Source organism: Paenibacillus sp. FSL R7-0273 (assembly GCF_000758625.1).
Lineage (GTDB): Bacteria > Bacillota > Bacilli > Paenibacillales > Paenibacillaceae > Paenibacillus_AQ.
This window is the reverse complement of sequence record NZ_CP009283.1, coordinates 6595541-6612755: the sequence shown is the minus strand read 5'-3', so window position 1 is coordinate 6612755 and position 17215 is coordinate 6595541. Positions and strand designations below refer to the sequence as shown.

Below are 17215 nucleotides of genomic sequence, written 5' to 3'. Positions count from 1 at the left end.
GTCATCATAGAATTGCATATAGGCGGACGGCTCAAATATAAGGACCCCACATTAAAGGAGGAACTGTTCAAATGGCAAAGGCAAAGTTTGAACGTAACAAACCACACGTTAACATCGGTACTATCGGTCACGTCGACCATGGTAAAACGACTCTTACTGCAGCAATCACTATTGTATTGTCCAAAAAATACGGCGGTGCTGCTGTAGCTTTCGACCAAATCGATAAAGCTCCAGAAGAGCGCGAACGTGGTATCACTATCTCCACAGCTCACGTTGAATATGAAACTCCTAACCGTCACTACGCACACGTAGACTGCCCTGGACACGCCGACTATGTTAAAAACATGATCACTGGCGCAGCGCAGATGGACGGAGCAATCCTGGTTGTATCCGCAGCTGACGGCCCAATGCCACAGACTCGCGAGCACATCCTGCTCTCCCGTCAGGTAGGCGTTCCTTACATTGTTGTATTCCTGAACAAATGCGACATGGTTGAAGACGAAGAGCTCTTGGAACTGGTTGAAATGGAAGTTCGCGACCTTCTGAGCGAATACGACTTCCCAGGCGATGACACTCCAATCGTTCGTGGTTCTGCTCGTGAAGCTCTGCAGAACCCTGAAGGTGAGTGGGCTAACAAGATTGTTGAAATGTTCGAAACTATCGACACTTACATCCCACTTCCAGAACGTGCAACTGACAAGCCTTTCTTGATGCCTGTCGAGGACGTATTCTCCATCACTGGCCGCGGTACCGTGGCAACTGGCCGCGTAGAACGCGGAACAGTTAAAGTCGGAGAAGAAATCGAAATCGTTGGTATTCACGAAGAAACTAAGAAATCAGTAGTAACGGGCGTAGAAATGTTCCGTAAATTGCTGGATTCCGCTCAAGCTGGCGACAACATCGGCGCACTGCTGCGTGGTGTTGACCGTAACAACATCGAGCGCGGTCAAGTATTGGCTAAGCCAAACTCCGTTAAGCCACACACTGAGTTCAGTGCTCAGATCTACGTTCTGACTAAAGAAGAAGGCGGACGTCACAAACCATTCTTCACTGGTTACCGTCCACAGTTCTACTTCCGTACAACTGACGTAACTGGTATCATCAACCTGCCAGAAGGTACTGAAATGGTTATGCCTGGTGATAACATCACTGTAACCGTACAACTGATCTCCCCAATCGCGATTGAAGAAGGTACTAAATTCTCCATTCGTGAAGGCGGACGTACAGTTGGTGCAGGTAGCGTAGCTACAATCACTAAGTAATTCGGCACTATCCATTAGGATAGTTCGATTATAAGAGCAGGAGTTCTTCTTCGGAAGAGCTCCTGCTTTTTTACATAACAAAAACCCTATCCACAGGAGAGTTCTCCTGCAGATAGAGTTTACATCCGGGTTATAGCGATATTTAAATTTCTTTAGCGTATGCTGCGCTCGGAAGCTTTGATATTACAACATGGAGACTGGCCGGAGTGGTTCCGCTGTTACGATAAGCAAAAACCTCATCATCCGCAATGTGGATAACTTCACCCTCAGCAAATTCCTCGTCAGCATCATTTACAGTAATGGTGCCCTTTCCTTGGAGAGCATAAATGTACACATCTGCTCCGGGATGAGTGTGCGCCGGAAGCTTTTGACCTGGCATAAAATTAAGCACGAACACTATACTGTCTCCCTTTTGAAACAGCACCTTTTTCGTAAAACGCTCCTCCAGATGTTGAATAGCTTCGCTAATATTTTTCTTTTCCATAGTAATCTCCTGCTTTCTCTTGATTTTCCCCTTAGGGTTACAGCTTTACTTCATACTCACAATACTCATCACCGGTGGCATTACACTTAATTTCTCTTACGCTTACCCTGCGGCCAAACAGTTTAGTCAACGCTCCCTCCAGGATGGCACCTTCTAAATCACAAATCATTTTCTCTTCTTCCAGTGTCGGCAGGCCTTTACAGAAGCAATCCTCAACAGCAATATTCATCCTGTGCTCATCCGAATAGACAATCCGCGGAATACCGATTTTCAGCTCCTCAAAAAGTGCCAGCAGCTCATCCACACTAGTAACCGGAAGGCTCTCACCGATTTTTCTTCCTACAGTTAGCGTTGTACCTTTACCGCCCATAGGTAGACCCTGGTTCATGCCAATCAGTCTTATCGTACGGAACAGCTCCAGCGGCACCATATTGCCAAGCCTGGCTCTGTCCATCTTCCGCATATCTCCAAAAGTATACTGCTGCATAGCTGTCCATCTCCTCTATCATCTCTCTACCTCTATTATGAAGCGAAGGAACGGCATAATCCTTGATACAGATCAAGTTTTCAAGATTATTGTGCGCGGGGTCACCGGGAAGTTGGCATAATCCTGATATGTTGGCATAAGGCAGTCAGGAAGGAACGATGCATAATGAAATGTAATACATGCCATAAGGACTCCTGTGTCCGTCAGGTACCGGTTTTTGTTGCTTTGCCTGATCAGGAGCTGCATAAGGTAGAGTCGATCATTGAGTCTGAGTTCTATGGAAAAGGAAACGTGGTGTTCAGAGAAGGAGAGCAGTCAGACTCCTTATTTGTTGTCAATAATGGGCTGATAAAGCTAACCCAGACCAGCATAGAGGGGAAGCAGCATATACTCCGTTTTCTTTTTCCTGGAGATTACTTTGGCCAGTTTGCCCTGCTTCATAATAAACAGCATTACGCTACAGCCGAAGTGGTGGAAAGCGGATATATTTGCCGGATGCGGCGTGAAGATTTTATGCCTTTGATAGCAAGTAATGCCGGCCTGGCCTTCAGCTTCCTGAAGTCCGTTAGTGAGCAGCTGCAGCAGGCCGATGAGCTGGCAGGAGCACTGCATATTTTTGAGGCGGAAAAACGGCTGGCCCGGCTGCTGCTGCATCTATATGCCAAACAATCACTGTCGACAGGCGGGGGAGAGGGGCAACCAATGCTTCATCTGCCGGCTGCCAAAAAAGAGTTCGCAGCGATGATCGGTACGACGCCTGAAACACTCAGCCGTAAGCTGAACCAGCTCGAGCGGATGAAGCTAATTCAAGTAAACAACCGGAGCGTAACCATTTTGGATCTATTAGCACTATCGCAGATTGCTGAAATCACCAGCTAGAACATATGTTCTTGTTGGAGATTTGATGACCATATACTATGATCAATCAATGCTACACTTTATTCGACAAAATAAGACACAATTCTATCCAATACTGCGGTTTATACAACATTATTCTACAAAATAATACTTAAAATTCTTTACAATTATCTCTCTCGTAGGTTAGAATATTGCTATATTTGCAATGCTAATTTTTAGAAATTCAGGGAGAGTGGAAGTATGGGGAAGTGTCCTTTTTCATTTATGCATGGCATTCAATTACGCAAGACTAACGAGGAATCTCCCGACGCGCACTCCAAGGACAGCGAGCTTAATGCACCCATTGCCACGACAGCTTTTCATACCCTGAACGGGCATGATGAGCTGAACGAACAGATGCGAATGATTGACCTTACTGAGGAAGATTTAAACCTTTTACGCTTGATGAAGCCTACGGTGGAACGTGAAATCGACTACATTACCGACCAGTTCTACAATACTGTACTCGGTGTAGATAAGCTTGAGAGGATCATACTTGAGCATAGCAGCATTGAGCGACTGAAAAGAACATTAAAGCTGCATATTATTGAGATATTCGACGGAAATGTGGACGAACAGTATATTGCCAAGCGGCTGACGATAGCCAAGATCCATAAGCGGGTGGGACTAGAGCCTAAATGGTATCTGTCGGCATTCCAGAATCTTCAGAATGTTTTTATTACAGTAGTCTATGGTGAGAGTCTTAAGGATAATGAGCGGCTGAAAGTGGTTCAGACCCTAACAAAGCTTCTCAATCTGGAGCAGCAGCTGGTGCTTGAAGCCTATGAGAAAGAGAACATCAGAGAGAAGGAAGAGCAATACCTTATTGTAAAAAATGAACTGAAGCAGAAGATTGCTGAATTCAGCGGAGAACTGATTGATCTCAGCATGGATACTAACGCCGCTGTAGAGCAGCTGGTAGCCAGCAGCAATGAAGTGAATAATACCTTCCGCCGCACGGCTTCTACAGCTGTAGAGTCTCGTGAGATGGCTAAGGATGGACAAGGACAGCTCGGCAGCCTAAGCGGCCAGATCAACCTTATTTATGAGAGCACTAATGAGATGGAACGCTCTGTAAATGAGCTAAGCAGCTCCTCCAGGCAGATCCAGCGGATTGTGGCAGCGGTGCAGGAAATCGCCGACCAGACCAAAATTCTTTCACTTAACGCTACAATAGAAGCAGCGCGCGCCGGCGAACATGGCAGAGGCTTTAGTGTAGTGGCGAGCGAAGTCAGCCGGCTGGCTGAGGATACCAAGAGCACCGTTGTTCGGATAGGCGACTTAACACAGCAATCAGCGGAGCTGACCCGCCAGGTAGTTCAGGAGATCCGTAAGGTGCAGGAACTGACAAGGAGCGGTAAAGAGCAGTCTGTCGAGACCAGCAGATTGTTCAGTGTAATTGTTGATTCCATGCAGGCCAGCACACAGGAAATCGTAGTAGTGGAAGAAGAGATCAAGGTATTAATACAGACAATAGAAGGAATTGGCTCAACAACGGCGCAAAGTGCCGCATCGGCGGAGTATTTTAAGTCGGCTACCGATAATCTTTAATCCAACATAATGTAATGCATATTTATATAGAAGAAAACAGTATGCAAACAGAACCGGCTGCGGCGTCCTGAATCGGATGGCACAGCCGGTTTTGCGAGAAGTAAAGGACTATAAAGCGTACAATACATAGCTGAATTACATTTTGAAAATAAAATCGTGTTGTTTTCTATTTTCGCTTGCAAAGTAGGCGGCTATTATATATAATAATAAATGTTGTTCTGAGACGTTGCGATGATGTGAGAGGTTACTGACACACCCGGCCCCTTTGCCATGAGGTCGACGTCAGAAAATTTTCACGGAGTATGTCCGATAATAAATTGGGCGATAGAAGGAGGGACTAAAATGGCAAAGCAAAAAATTCGTATCCGCTTGAAAGCATACGACCACAGAATTCTTGATCAATCCGCAGAGAAAATCGTTGAAACAGCAAAACGTTCGGGTGCTGGTGTATCCGGGCCGATCCCGCTGCCAACTGAGAAGCAAATCATTACCATTCTCCGTGCGGTACACAAGTACAAGGATTCCCGTGAACAGTTTGAACAGCGGACTCACAAGCGTCTGATCGATATTGTGAATCCAACACCACAAACTGTGGATGCCTTGATGCGCTTGGATCTACCGTCCGGTGTAGATATCGAAATCAAATTGTAATTCCAACAATAAGTAATTAGGAAAAGAAAAGAGGTGTCAACATGAAAGGTATCTTAGGAAAAAAACTCGGTATGACTCAAGTGTTTACTCCAGAAGGTAACGTGATCGCAGTATCGGTTATCGAAGCTGGACCTTGTGTGGTACTGCAAAAGAAAGACCTGAATATCGACGGATATGAAGCAGTGCAGTTGGGCTTTTCCGATAAGAAGGAAAGCCGCTCCAACAAGCCTGAACAGGGTCACGCCAAAAAGGCAAATGCTACACCTAAGCGCTACGTTCGCGAAATTCGCGGTGTTGACCTCGGGGCACTCGAGGTTGGACAAGAGCTGAAGGCTGATATCTTCACTGAAGGCGAATTTGTTGACGTAACTGGTACTAGCAAAGGTAAAGGATTCCAGGGTAACATCAAACGTTGGGGTCAAAGCCGCGGACCAATGTCTCACGGCTCGCGCTACCACAGAAGACCTGGTTCCATGGGTTCCATTCAAGCTAACCGTGTTCCTAAGGGCAAACGCCTTCCAGGTCACATGGGTCACACAACCGTAACGGTTCAGAAGCTTGAAATCATTAAAGTGGATGTTGAACGCAACGTGCTGCTGGTTAAGGGTGCAATTCCAGGACCTAAGAACAGCTTCGTGAAAGTTAAAGAAACTGTTAAGAAATAATCATTGAAGAAAGGAGGAACATGAAATGCCAAAAGTAACACTTTTTAATATCAGTGGTAACGAAGTTGGCGAAGTTGAACTGAGTGATTCAGTGTTCGGTATTGAGCCGAACGTGCATGTCCTGCACGAAGCTGCACTTATGCAAAGAGCTTCCCTTCGTCGTGGTACACACAAAGTTAAAGGACGTTCTGAAGTTCGTGGCGGCGGACGTAAGCCTTGGAAACAAAAAGGTACAGGTCGCGCTCGTCAAGGCTCCATTCGTTCTCCACAATGGAAAGGCGGCGGCGTAGTCTTCGGACCAACTCCACGCAGCTATTCCTGGAAACTGCCTAAGAAAGTTCGCCGTTTGGCCATCAAATCCGCATTGTCCTCGAAAGTTATCGGGAATGACATTATCGTACTTGATAGCCTGACACTGAATGCTCCGAAGACGAAAGAATTCGCGGCGATTCTGAACAACCTGAAGGTAGACAGCAAAGCGTTGATCGTAGCTCCAAGCTATGATGATAACGTAGCGCTTTCCGCTCGTAACATCCCTGGGGTGAAATTCGTAGCGGCTGACGGCATTAATGTTCTTGACGTACTGACGTACGACAAACTGATCATCACTAAAGAAGCAGTTCTGAAGGTAGAGGAGGTGTTCGCGTAATGAAAGATCCTCGTGATATTATCAAACGTCCGGTGATTACGGAACGCACATCCGAATACATGAGCGAATTGAAATACGCTTTTGAAGTGGATATCCGTGCTAACAAGACCGAAATCAAAAAAGCTGTCGAGGCTATTTTTAAAGTGAAAGTCGTTAGTGTGAACACAATGCGCGTACCTGGTAAATTGAAGCGTTATGGCAAATACTCCGGATACACTCCAGAGTGGAAAAAAGCCATCGTGAAACTTAGCCCGGACAGCAAACCGCTTGAATTCTTTGAAGCGGTAGAATAATACTCTTGAAGTAAGGAGGAAACTACAGTGCCAATCAAAAAGTACAAACCGACCTCTCCGGCAAGACGCGCTATGTCCGTGTCTACGTTTGAAGAAATCACAACAAACCAGCCAGAGAAATCGTTGCTTGCACCGCTGAGCAAAAAAGCCGGCCGCAACAACCAAGGTAAAATTACGGTTCGTCACCATGGCGGCGGACACAAACGTAAATACCGTATTATCGATTTCAAACGGACTAAAGACGGCATACCAGGTAGCGTTGCTACAATCGAGTATGACCCGAACCGTACTTCCAACATTGCTTTGATCCACTATGCTGACGGAGAGAAACGTTACATTATCGCTCCTAAAGGCCTAAAAGTTGGGGATAAAGTAGAATCCGGCCCTGCGGCGGATATCAAAGTTGGTAACGCACTCCCACTGGCTAACATTCCAGTTGGTACAGTTATCCACAACATTGAGTTGAAACCAGGCAAAGGCGGACAGTTGGTTCGTGCTGCTGGTACAGAAGCTCAATTGCTCGGTAAAGAAGAAAAATACGTATCCGTTCGTTTGAACTCCGGTGAAGTTCGCAGAATTCTGAGCGTTTGCCGTGCAACAATCGGATCCGTAGGTAACGAAGATCACGAGCTGATCAAAATCGGTAAAGCCGGACGCAGTCGCTGGCTCGGCCAACGTCCTGAAGTTCGCGGGGTAGTAATGAACCCTAACGATCACCCACACGGTGGTGGTGAAGGCCGCGCTCCAATCGGACGGAAATCGCCTATGTCTCCATGGGGCAAACCAACCCTTGGCTACAAAACGCGTAAGAAAAACAAGGCATCTGATAAATATATCGTTCGCCGCCGCACGAAATAAGACGCTTCTGGCATTAAGACAAGCGCGAAGCGTCGATTCGCGGTTTGAAGAACCGGATGAAGGGAGGATTCATACATGGGTCGCAGTTTAAAAAAGGGGCCGTTTATCGATGGCTACCTGCTGAAAAAAGTTGAGGAACTGAACGCATCAGAGAAGAAAGTTGTAGTAAAAACCTGGTCCCGTCGCTCAACAATTTTCCCTCAGTTTATCGGACATACGTTTGGTGTATATGACGGCCGTAAGCACGTGCCAGTATACGTAACGGAAGATATGGTAGGTCACAAGTTGGGCGAGTTCGCGCCAACACGTACTTACAAAGGCCATGCGGGTGACGATAAGAAAACAAGAAGATAATTACAGGTCTTCGTTCGAGAGGAGGGAAAATAAATGGAAGCAAAAGCACATGCTAGATCGGTGCGGATTTCTGCTCGTAAAGCGAAACTGGTTGTTGACTTGATTCGCGGCAAGCAAGTGGGGGAAGCAATCGCAATTCTTCGCCACACTCCAAAATCCGCTTCTCCGGTAGTTGAAAAGCTGCTTAACTCGGCGATTGCCAATGCTGAGCACAACTACTCCATGGACGTAAACAGTCTGTTCGTTAGCGAAATTTTCGTTAACCAGGGTCCTACTATGAAACGTTTCCGTCCGCGCGCCATGGGCCGTGCAAGCCGGATCAATAAACGTACCAGCCACATTACTTTGGTGGTATCTGAGAAATAAGGAGGGATAACACGTGGGTCAAAAGGTAAATCCAGTCGGACTCCGAATCGGTGTCATTCGCGATTGGGAATCTAAATGGTATGCAGGCAAAGATTTCGGTACTCTTTTAATGGAAGACGTCAAAATCCGTGAATACCTTAAAGGAAAATTGAAAGATTCCTCTGTTTCCCGCATCGAGATCGAAAGAGCGGCAAGCCGAGTGAATGTTACAATTCACACTGCTAAACCAGGTATGGTAATTGGTAAAGGCGGAGCAGAAGTAGAAGTACTTCGCAACGCAGTTACAGCTATCGCCGGTGGCAAAAAGGTTCACATTAACATCAACGAAATTAAGCACCCTGAATTGGATGCTATTCTTGTAGCTGAAAGCATTGCACAACAGCTGGAGCGTCGTGTATCGTTCCGTCGTGCTCTGAAACAAGCGATTCAAAGAACTATGCGCTCCGGTGCAAAAGGAATCAAAACTCAAGTTGGCGGACGTCTTGGCGGCGCTGAGATTGCCCGTTCAGAAGGTTATAGCGAAGGAACAGTTCCACTTCATACGCTTCGTGCCGATATCGACTACGGAACGGCTGAAGCACATACTACTTACGGCCGTATCGGTGTAAAAGTATGGATCTACCGTGGAGAAGTTCTTCCCCCAGCTAAGAAACAAGCTGCTCAGGAAGGAGGCAACTAATCATGTTGGTACCAAAACGCGTTAAACACCGCAAGCAACAACGCGGTCACATGAAGGGTATGGCTAAAGGCGGTACAGAACTTAACTTCGGCGAATTCGGCCTGCAAGCTCTGGAACCATCTTGGATCACTAACCGTCAGATCGAAGCTGCCCGTATTGCAATGACACGTTACATCAAACGTGGTGGTCAGGTCTGGATTAAGATTTTCCCGGATAAGCCAATTACTCAGAAGCCTCTTGAGGTTCGTATGGGTAGTGGTAAAGGTAACGTTGAGAAATGGGTAGCAGTAGTTAAACCGGGTAAGATTATGTTCGAACTCGGAGGCGTGTCGGAAGAAATCGCTCGTGAAGCGATGCGTCTTGCCGCTCACAAGCTGCCTGTAAAGACTAAGTTTGTGAAACGTGAAGAAGTGGGTGGTGAAGCAAATGAAAGCTAATGAACTTCGCAACTTAACCACTGCCGAGATTGAACAAAAGATCGCTGGTTTCAAAGAAGAACTTTTCAATCTCCGTTTCCAATTGGCTACTGGCCAGCTGGATAACCCTACTCGGATTCGTGATGTGCGCAAGGAAATAGCTCGTGCTAAAACCGTTATCCATCAAAGAGTACTTGGGATTAGTTAAGTGAGGGCGGATCACCAGATCCGTAATCAGGAAGGAGGCTAACTATGAGCGAAGAACGTAACGCACGTAAAGTGCTGATCGGTAAAGTAGTCAGCGACAAAATGGATAAAACCATTGTAATTGCTGTTGAAACCTATAAAAAGCACAACCTGTACCACAAACGCATCAAGTCCACGAAGAAATTCAAGGCACATGATGAAGGTAACGTTGCGAAAATTGGTGATGTTGTGAAAGTCATGGAAACTCGTCCATTGTCCAAGGACAAACGTTGGAGACTTGTTGAAGTGGTAGAAGCAGCGGTTATCATCTAAGATAATCTGAGAGTTTTTCCGGAAGGAGGAAATTAATAATGATTCAACCATTTACACGTTTGCATGTGGCTGACAACTCTGGTGCGAAGGAACTGATGTGTATCCGCGTACTGGGTGGTACTGGACGCCGTACAGCAGCAATCGGAGATCTGATTGTTTGTTCCGTTAAACAAGCAACACCAGGCGGCGTTGTCAAAAAAGGTGATGTTGTTAAAGCGGTAGTTGTTCGTACTAAACGTACTGTACGCCGTAAAGACGGATCTTACATTTCTTTTGACGAAAACGCAGCTGTTGTTGTTAAAGACGACAGAAGCCCGCGCGGAACACGTATCTTCGGACCAGTTGCTCGCGAACTTCGCGATAAGGACTACATGAAGATCGTTTCCTTGGCACCGGAAGTAATCTAATAAGTTACCCTACAGTAACGTGAAGTACTGAAAAGGTTAGTCATAGGAGGTGTAATCAATGCCTAGAGTGAAAAAAGTTCTGGAATCCCATAACAATAAACTGCACGTGAAAAAAGATGATGTGGTGCTTGTGATCAGCGGGAAAGACAAAGGTAAAAAAGGCCGTGTCATCGCTGCTTATCCTCGCGAAAACCGCGTTCTGGTAGAAGGTGTAAACATGGTGAAAAAACACCAGAAGCCTAACCAGCTGAATCCGCAAGGCGGAATCATCGAGCAGGAAGCTTCGATCCATGTGTCCAACGTAATGCACATCGATCCGAAGAGCGGTAAAGTAACACGTATCGGTTACAAAGTGCTCGATAACGGTAAGAAGGTTCGGGTAGCTAAGAGATCCGGAGAGATTATCGACTAATTAGTCCTAAAGAAAGGAGGTAAATCTTCATGGCAGCAAGAATGAAAGAACGTTTCTTGAATGAAATTACACCTGCTCTGATGCAGAAGTTCAACTATACAACTGTTATGCAAGTACCTAAGATCGAGAAGGTTGTCATCAACATGGGTGTGGGTGACGCTGTTCAAAACTCCAAAGTGCTGGATGCTGCAGTTAACGACATGCAATTGATCTCTGGTCAAAAGCCAGTAATCACTAAAGCAAAGAAATCCATCGCCGGTTTCAAACTGCGCGAAAACATGCCGATCGGGGTTAAAGTTACACTGCGCGGCGAGCGCATGTACTACTTCCTGGACAAATTGTTCAACGTAACGCTTCCACGCGTACGTGACTTCCGCGGTGTATCCACCAAAGCCTTCGACGGCCGTGGTAACTACACGCTTGGTCTTAAAGAACAACTGATCTTCCCGGAAATCGAGTATGACAAAGTGGATAAGGTGCGCGGTATGGACATCGTTATCGTAACTACTGCAAAGACGGATGAGGAATCCCGTGAGCTGCTGAATCAGCTGGGAATGCCTTTCGCTAAGTAATATAGATCCATTTTCTCCGAAAATGTTTAGGAGGTGTCAGGCTAAAGTGGCAAAAACTTCGATGAAAGTTAAACAACAACGCGAACCTAAGTTCAAAGTACGTGCATATACACGTTGTGAGCGTTGCGGTCGTCCACATTCAGTGCTGCAAAAGTTCAAAATTTGCAGAATTTGTTTCCGTGAGTTAGCTTATAAAGGCCAGATCCCTGGCGTGAAAAAAGCAAGTTGGTAAGAAGTTTATAACCGGGAAGGAGGTTTACACACATGACTATGTCTGATCCTATTGCAGATATGCTTACTCGTATTCGTAACGCCAACATTGTGCGTCACGAGACAGTAGAAATGCCTGCTTCTACTATGAAAAAACAAATCGCGGACATCCTGAAGCGTGAAGGCTTCATCCGTGATGCGGAATTCGTTGAAGACAGCAAACAAGGGATTATCCGTATCTTCTTGAAATACGGCCCGAACCAAGAGCGCGTTATCTCTGGTCTGAAGAGAATCAGTAAGCCAGGTCTTCGTGTTTACACGAAGAGCAACGAAGTACCACGTGTACTTGGTGGCCTGGGAATCGCGATTATCTCCACTTCCAAGGGAGTTATGACCGACAAAGAAGCTCGTCAATCCAAATCCGGCGGAGAAGTTGTCTGCTACGTATGGTAATAAACGTCACAAGATAAGGAGGTGCAACACATGTCTCGTATTGGTCGCAAACCAATCGCAGTACCTAGCGGTGTAGATGTCACTTTGGACAACGCCGTTATTACAGTAAAAGGTCCTAAAGGCACTTTGACTCGTGAACTTCATAAAGACATGAAGGTTACAGTTGAAAATAACGAAATCACCGTTGTTCGCCCGTCGGACAACAAATTGCATCGTTCACTTCACGGCACAACCCGCTCCGTTGTCAGCAACATGGTGAGTGGTGTGACTGAAGGTTTCTCGAAATCTCTGGAGCTGGTTGGGGTCGGATATCGTGCAAGCAAATCCGGAGATAAAATCGTACTGAACGTTGGTTACTCCCACCCGGTTGAAATTACACCGGAAGCTGGTATCGAGTTCGAGGTTCCTGCGAACACGAAGATCATCGTTAGAGGTATCGATAAAGAACGCGTAGGTGCTTATGCAGCTAAGATCCGTTCCGTACGTGAACCAGAACCGTATAAAGGTAAAGGTATCAAGTACGAAGGCGAACGTATTATCCGTAAGGAAGGTAAAGCCGGTAAGAAGAAATAATCGGCTTACTCTTCTTCATAAGATACCCCGTGCATCGTAAAGTGAAGCTGCTATGCGGCAAACTGAAGGGAGTGAAATGGAAGTCATGATTACAAAAGAGGACAAAAACAAGGCTCGTCTCAAAAGACACCTGCGTGTTCGTAAGAAGATCCAGGGTACTGTTGAGCGTCCACGTTTGAACGTGTTCCGTTCTTCGAAACACATCTATGCTCAACTGATCGATGACGTGACAGGCGTTACTATCGTATCTGCCTCCACTCAGGATAAAGAACTGAGCGCAACAATCGGCAATGGCGGCAGCGTTGAAGCTGCAGGCAAAGTGGGTAAACTGATCGCTGAGCGCGCTAAAGCAAAAGGTTATGCAGTGGTTGTATTTGACCGCGGCGGATACCTGTATCACGGACGGATTCAGGCTTTGGCTGATGCAGCTCGCGAAGCTGGTCTTGAATTCTAGAATATTTCTAAAAGGAGGTTAACGACTTGCGTGTAGATCCGAACAGTTTAGAGCTGACAGAAAGAGTTGTACACATTAACCGTGTAGCAAAAGTTGTAAAAGGCGGACGCCGTTTCAGCTTTAGTGCACTTGTTGTTGTGGGCGACGGCAACGGTTATGTCGGTGCGGGTATCGGTAAAGCCGGTGAAGTTCCGGATGCCATCCGTAAAGGCATTGAAGACGCCAAGAAAAACCTGATTCACATTCCAATCGTAGGAACTTCGATTCCTCACCTCGTTACTGGACATTTCGGCGCAGGACGCGTGCTGCTGAAACCAGCTTCCGAAGGTACTGGCGTTATCGCCGGCGGTCCTGTTCGTGCGGTACTGGAATTGGCAGGCGTTGGCGACATTTTGACAAAATCTCTGGGTTCTTCGAATTCCATGAACATGGTCAATGCAACTTTAGAGGGTCTTTCCCGTCTGAAGCGCATTGAAGAAGTCGCGAAACTTCGCGGCAAATCTGTCGAAGAATTACGCGGTTAAGGAGGGGAACGTCAATGGCTAAATTGCAAATTACCCTCGTTCGCAGTGTAATCGGTCGTCCACAGACACAACGTGTTACTGTTAAGACGCTCGGCCTGGGCAAAACCAACTCGACCGTGGTTCACAATGACACTCCTGCAATTCGCGGAATGATCAACAAAGTGGGCCACTTGCTGTCCGTTACAGAAATTGAAGGCTAAACGCCTCGCATAAATTAACAAACATAAGGAGGTGCAAACGATGAAGTTACATGAACTTGCTCCAGCTCCTGGATCCCGCAAAGAACGCAACCGCGTTGGTCGCGGACCAAGTAGCGGTAACGGTAAAACGTCCGGACGCGGTCACAAAGGTCAGAACTCCCGTTCCGGCGGTGGTGTTCGTCCTGGCTTCGAGGGTGGTCAAAACCCGCTCTATCGTCGTCTGCCTAAACGTGGTTTCATCAATCCTACCCGTAAAGAGTATGCGATTGTAAACCTGGAAGATCTGAACAGCTTTGCTGAAGGAACAGAAGTGACTCCACAGTTGCTGATTGAAACTGGTGTTGTCAAGAATTCCAAGAGCGGCATCAAGATCCTCGGTAATGGCGAACTGGCCGTTAAATTGACTGTACAAGCAAATAAGTTCTCTCAATCTGCGGTAGAGAAAATCGAGGCTGCCGGCGGTAAAACCGAGGTGATCTAATGTTCAAGACGTTTAAGAATATATGGCATGTTGAAGATTTGCGCAAAAAGATCCTGTTTACCCTGTTCGTTCTGATCATCTACCGCATCGGTTCGTTTGTACCGGTTCCCGGTGTGAACAAAGAAGTACTGGAGACAGCAAATCAAGGCGGCGAAGCTTTGATGGGTCTTTTGAACACCTTCTCGGGCGGAGCGCTCAAAAACTTCTCGATTTTTGCGATTAGTATTTACCCGTACATTACAGCATCCATCATCGTGCAATTGCTCTCGATGGATGTTGTTCCCAAGTTTGCCGAATGGGCTAAGCAAGGGGAGCACGGGAAAAAACAACTGGCACAAATCACCCGGTACGGTACGGTTGTACTCGGTCTGATTCAAGCGTTTGCGACCTCCATCGGGTTTAACCGGATTTACGGCACTGAGATGATTCCAAATGCGACCTTTGCTGATTACCTGCTGATTGCGATCATACTGACTGCAGGTACATCGTTCCTGATGTGGCTTGGTGAGCAGATCACTGAAAAGGGAATAGGAAACGGGATTTCGATCCTGATTTTTGCGGGGATCGTCGCCGCCATTCCGGGATATATCACGACTACGGCGCAATCAAGCTTTATTCAGCCGGATCAGATGTTCCTGAATATTCTTAAAGTCGTTATCGTACTGATTGTGCTTGTGGCAATTGTTGTCGGAGTTATCTTCGTACAGCAAGGGATTCGTAAGATTCCTGTGCAATACGCCAAACGAGTAGTCGGTAACAAAATGTACGGTGGACAGAATACACATATTCCGCTTAAAATCAATGCGGCAGGTGTTATTCCGGTAATCTTCGCTGTATCATTGCTTCAATTCCCAATTGTAATATCAAGCTTCTGGTCAACCCATGAATGGGCCAAATGGATTACCAACAATCTTGCTCATGACAAGCCGCTCGGCATGGTCCTTTATGTGATCATGATCATCGGATTTACGTTCTTCTACACGTTTGTTCAGATGAACCCGCAGCAAATGGCTGACAACATGAAAAAGAATGGTGGATACATTCCGGGTATTCGTCCAGGTAAAGCAACTGAGAAATATCTGACCAGAGTGATGTCGCGTCTGACTATGTCCGGTGCGTTGTTCCTGGCTGTGATCTCTGTAATGCCGGTACTCTTTGGTTCACTATCCGGGTTGCCGCGTGAAGTACAGATTGGCGGTACCGCACTGCTGATCGTAGTCGGTGTAGCACTGGATACGATGAAGCAGATCGAGAGCCAATTGATCAAACGCCATTACAAAGGCTTCATCAACAAATAGGCGATAGGTTCCGGCGAAGCTAAGGTCTACTTGCTTCCCGGCACCTATTGTGCTGTTTCTTGCTTGGTGGCGAACTTTTGGGGGGAGAAGAGAGAAACGTGAACATTTTATTCATGGGCCCTCCTGGGGCAGGCAAGGGAACACAAGCAGCTGTAATTGTAAAAGAGCTCGGCATTCCGCATATTTCGACAGGTGACGCTTTTCGTTTAGCGATAAAGGAACAGACGCCAGTCGGACTGAAAGCCAAGTCCTATATCGATCAAGGCTTGCTTGTACCTGATGATGTGACTATTGGAATCGTTGAGGAACGGCTCCAGCAGTCCGATTGCGAAAAAGGTTTCTTATTGGATGGTTTTCCAAGAACCCTTTCGCAAGCGGAAGCGCTGGAGGAGCTTTTAAGCCGGGCCGGCACTTCACTGGATCATGTGATCAACTTGAATGTGGACCGTGGACTGCTGATGGCGCGTCTCACCGGACGCCGGATCTGTAAGGTTTGCGGTGCATCCTACCATTTGATTTTCAATCCGCCGAAGCAAGAAGGCATTTGCGATATTGATGGCGGTGAACTGTATCAACGTCCGGATGACAACGAAGAGAGTGTAGGCAAGCGTCTGGATGAGTATGATAATAAAACAGCGCCTTTGCTTGCATTCTATGAGAATAAAGGTCTGTTGCGCCAGGTAAACGGAGAGAACGAAATAGGCGTCGTTACTTCCGAAATTGTATCTTTGCTGCGGGGTTAATGTAATGATCATTTGTAAATCCGAACAGGAACTTGCCTTTATGAGGGAAGCTGGCCGTATTGTTGCCGAGAGTCACCGGCTGATTGCTCAGGCCATTGAGCCTGGAATCACTACCGGAGAGCTCGACAGAATCGCCGATCAATACATTCGCAGTCAAGGTGCAGTGCCGTCTTTCAAGGGTTACAACGGTTTTCCTGCCAGCATTTGCGCTTCAGTTAACGAACAATTGGTGCATGGATTTCCGGGCAAACGCAAACTAATCGAAGGCGACATTGTTACGCTGGATATTGGTGCTGAGTACCGCGGTTATCACGGTGATTCCGCTTGGACCTACGGAGTAGGCAGCATTTCTGATGAGGCTCAGCGTCTGCTGGACGTCACTGAAGGCTCCTTGTACGCAGGACTGGCGTTAGTTAAGCCGGATGTGCGCTTGTTTACAATTTCCCATGCGATCCAGCAGTATATCGAGGACGCCGGATTCTCCGTCGTACGCGAGTATGTTGGCCATGGCATCGGGGCAAAACTGCATGAAGAACCGCAAATTCCGAACTATGGCATAGCGGACCGCGGACCACGTCTGAAGCCGGGTATGGTACTCGCGATTGAGCCGATGGTGAACGCAGGGGACAGATATGTCAGAACTCTGGAAGATAACTGGACGGTCGTTACGGTAGATGGTTCACTCTGTGCTCATTTTGAGCATACAGTAGCAGTTACACCGGACGGCATGGAAATTTTCACAAAACTGAATGCGTAG

The 17215-nt window shown here is 46.8% G+C and carries 29 protein-coding genes; 27 read left to right on the top strand and 2 right to left on the bottom strand.

The window, feature by feature from the left end; all coding sequences use genetic code 11:
* Positions 1-71 precede the first annotated feature (71 nt).
* On the top strand, positions 72-1262 hold the full coding sequence (gene tuf / locus R70723_RS28490) for an elongation factor Tu (protein WP_039877407.1): 1191 nt from the start codon (positions 72-74) through the stop codon (positions 1260-1262).
* A gap of 142 nt (positions 1263-1404) precedes the next feature.
* On the opposite strand, the gene R70723_RS28485 is transcribed toward tuf, so the two are convergent.
* Together R70723_RS28485 and R70723_RS28480 are read right to left on the bottom strand one after the other, a co-directional pair.
* Positions 1405-1746: a cupin domain-containing protein gene (locus R70723_RS28485; protein ID WP_039877406.1), complete on the bottom strand. Its 342-nt coding sequence runs from the start codon at positions 1744-1746 to the stop codon at positions 1405-1407.
* Between the two features lie 37 nt (positions 1747-1783).
* Positions 1784-2233 carry a V4R domain-containing protein gene (locus R70723_RS28480; RefSeq protein WP_039877405.1) on the bottom strand — a complete coding sequence of 150 codons (450 nt, stop codon included), beginning with the start codon at positions 2231-2233 and terminating at the stop codon, positions 1784-1786.
* Positions 2234-2398: 165 nt separating this feature from the next.
* Between R70723_RS28480 and R70723_RS28475 the strand changes: the two genes are divergently transcribed.
* The 26 genes from R70723_RS28475 to map all read left to right on the top strand — a co-directional run bounded on the left by R70723_RS28475 (position 2399) and on the right by map (position 17215).
* Positions 2399-3112, top strand: a complete 714-nt coding sequence (locus tag R70723_RS28475) for a Crp/Fnr family transcriptional regulator (protein ID WP_039877404.1) — start codon at positions 2399-2401, stop codon at positions 3110-3112.
* 219 nt (positions 3113-3331) lie between these two features.
* Positions 3332-4681, top strand: coding sequence for a globin-coupled sensor protein (locus R70723_RS28470; protein ID WP_039877403.1), 1350 nt, complete (start codon positions 3332-3334; stop codon positions 4679-4681).
* Between the two features lie 342 nt (positions 4682-5023).
* Positions 5024-5332, top strand: a complete 309-nt coding sequence (rpsJ, locus tag R70723_RS28465) for a 30S ribosomal protein S10 (protein ID WP_017692074.1) — start codon at positions 5024-5026, stop codon at positions 5330-5332.
* Positions 5333-5373: 41 nt separating this feature from the next.
* Positions 5374-5997 carry a 50S ribosomal protein L3 gene (rplC, locus tag R70723_RS28460; RefSeq protein WP_039877401.1) on the top strand — a complete coding sequence of 208 codons (624 nt, stop codon included), beginning with the start codon at positions 5374-5376 and terminating at the stop codon, positions 5995-5997.
* 25 nt (positions 5998-6022) lie between these two features.
* Positions 6023-6646: a 50S ribosomal protein L4 gene (gene rplD / locus R70723_RS28455; RefSeq protein WP_039877400.1), complete on the top strand. Its 624-nt coding sequence runs from the start codon at positions 6023-6025 to the stop codon at positions 6644-6646.
* Positions 6646-6939, top strand: coding sequence for a 50S ribosomal protein L23 (rplW, locus tag R70723_RS28450; RefSeq protein ID WP_019908225.1), 294 nt, complete (start codon positions 6646-6648; stop codon positions 6937-6939). The genes rplD and rplW overlap by 1 nt, the downstream gene beginning before the upstream one ends.
* A gap of 27 nt (positions 6940-6966) precedes the next feature.
* On the top strand, positions 6967-7797 hold the full coding sequence (rplB, locus tag R70723_RS28445) for a 50S ribosomal protein L2 (protein ID WP_039877399.1): 831 nt from the start codon (positions 6967-6969) through the stop codon (positions 7795-7797).
* Positions 7798-7872: 75 nt separating this feature from the next.
* Positions 7873-8151 (top strand): 30S ribosomal protein S19, encoded by a 279-nt coding sequence (rpsS, locus tag R70723_RS28440; RefSeq protein ID WP_039877398.1) that lies wholly within the window; start codon positions 7873-7875, stop codon positions 8149-8151.
* Between the two features lie 33 nt (positions 8152-8184).
* The gene (gene rplV / locus R70723_RS28435; RefSeq protein WP_039877396.1) at positions 8185-8517 is read left to right on the top strand and encodes a 50S ribosomal protein L22; all 333 of its coding nucleotides are present in this window, start codon (positions 8185-8187) and stop codon (positions 8515-8517) included.
* Positions 8518-8530: 13 nt separating this feature from the next.
* Entirely contained in the window at positions 8531-9196 is a 666-nt protein-coding gene (gene rpsC / locus R70723_RS28430) for a 30S ribosomal protein S3 (protein ID WP_039877395.1), read from the top strand.
* Between the two features lie 2 nt (positions 9197-9198).
* Complete coding sequence (gene rplP, locus R70723_RS28425; RefSeq protein WP_039877394.1) at positions 9199-9633, top strand: 50S ribosomal protein L16; 435 nt, start codon at positions 9199-9201, stop codon at positions 9631-9633.
* Positions 9623-9820 carry a 50S ribosomal protein L29 gene (gene rpmC / locus R70723_RS28420; protein WP_019908232.1) on the top strand — a complete coding sequence of 66 codons (198 nt, stop codon included), beginning with the start codon at positions 9623-9625 and terminating at the stop codon, positions 9818-9820. The genes rplP and rpmC overlap by 11 nt, the downstream gene beginning before the upstream one ends.
* Positions 9821-9864: 44 nt before the next feature.
* Complete coding sequence (rpsQ, locus tag R70723_RS28415) at positions 9865-10131, top strand: 30S ribosomal protein S17 (RefSeq protein ID WP_039877393.1); 267 nt, start codon at positions 9865-9867, stop codon at positions 10129-10131.
* 38 nt (positions 10132-10169) lie between these two features.
* Complete coding sequence (gene rplN, locus R70723_RS28410; protein ID WP_039877392.1) at positions 10170-10538, top strand: 50S ribosomal protein L14; 369 nt, start codon at positions 10170-10172, stop codon at positions 10536-10538.
* Positions 10539-10596: 58 nt separating this feature from the next.
* Positions 10597-10950 carry a 50S ribosomal protein L24 gene (gene rplX / locus R70723_RS28405; protein WP_019908235.1) on the top strand — a complete coding sequence of 118 codons (354 nt, stop codon included), beginning with the start codon at positions 10597-10599 and terminating at the stop codon, positions 10948-10950.
* Positions 10951-10979: 29 nt separating this feature from the next.
* Positions 10980-11522, top strand: coding sequence for a 50S ribosomal protein L5 (gene rplE / locus R70723_RS28400; protein WP_039877391.1), 543 nt, complete (start codon positions 10980-10982; stop codon positions 11520-11522).
* Between the two features lie 46 nt (positions 11523-11568).
* A complete protein-coding gene (locus R70723_RS33150) occupies positions 11569-11754 on the top strand; it encodes a type Z 30S ribosomal protein S14 (protein WP_036589425.1) in 186 nt (61 codons plus the stop codon).
* 32 nt (positions 11755-11786) lie between these two features.
* Positions 11787-12185 (top strand): 30S ribosomal protein S8, encoded by a 399-nt coding sequence (gene rpsH / locus R70723_RS28395; protein WP_039877390.1) that lies wholly within the window; start codon positions 11787-11789, stop codon positions 12183-12185.
* A 30-nt stretch (positions 12186-12215) separates the two neighbouring features.
* Complete coding sequence (gene rplF, locus R70723_RS28390) at positions 12216-12758, top strand: 50S ribosomal protein L6 (protein WP_039877389.1); 543 nt, start codon at positions 12216-12218, stop codon at positions 12756-12758.
* A gap of 85 nt (positions 12759-12843) precedes the next feature.
* Complete coding sequence (gene rplR / locus R70723_RS28385; RefSeq protein WP_076418541.1) at positions 12844-13212, top strand: 50S ribosomal protein L18; 369 nt, start codon at positions 12844-12846, stop codon at positions 13210-13212.
* 26 nt (positions 13213-13238) lie between these two features.
* Positions 13239-13736 (top strand): 30S ribosomal protein S5, encoded by a 498-nt coding sequence (rpsE, locus tag R70723_RS28380; protein WP_036652980.1) that lies wholly within the window; start codon positions 13239-13241, stop codon positions 13734-13736.
* A 14-nt stretch (positions 13737-13750) separates the two neighbouring features.
* Complete coding sequence (gene rpmD / locus R70723_RS28375; protein WP_039877387.1) at positions 13751-13936, top strand: 50S ribosomal protein L30; 186 nt, start codon at positions 13751-13753, stop codon at positions 13934-13936.
* Between the two features lie 40 nt (positions 13937-13976).
* Positions 13977-14417 carry a 50S ribosomal protein L15 gene (gene rplO / locus R70723_RS28370; protein ID WP_020427058.1) on the top strand — a complete coding sequence of 147 codons (441 nt, stop codon included), beginning with the start codon at positions 13977-13979 and terminating at the stop codon, positions 14415-14417.
* A complete protein-coding gene (gene secY / locus R70723_RS28365) occupies positions 14417-15715 on the top strand; it encodes a preprotein translocase subunit SecY (RefSeq protein ID WP_039877386.1) in 1299 nt (432 codons plus the stop codon). The genes rplO and secY overlap by 1 nt, the downstream gene beginning before the upstream one ends.
* Positions 15716-15813: 98 nt before the next feature.
* Entirely contained in the window at positions 15814-16458 is a 645-nt protein-coding gene (locus R70723_RS28360; RefSeq protein WP_039877385.1) for an adenylate kinase, read from the top strand.
* 4 nt (positions 16459-16462) lie between these two features.
* Complete coding sequence (map, locus tag R70723_RS28355; RefSeq protein WP_039877384.1) at positions 16463-17215, top strand: type I methionyl aminopeptidase; 753 nt, start codon at positions 16463-16465, stop codon at positions 17213-17215.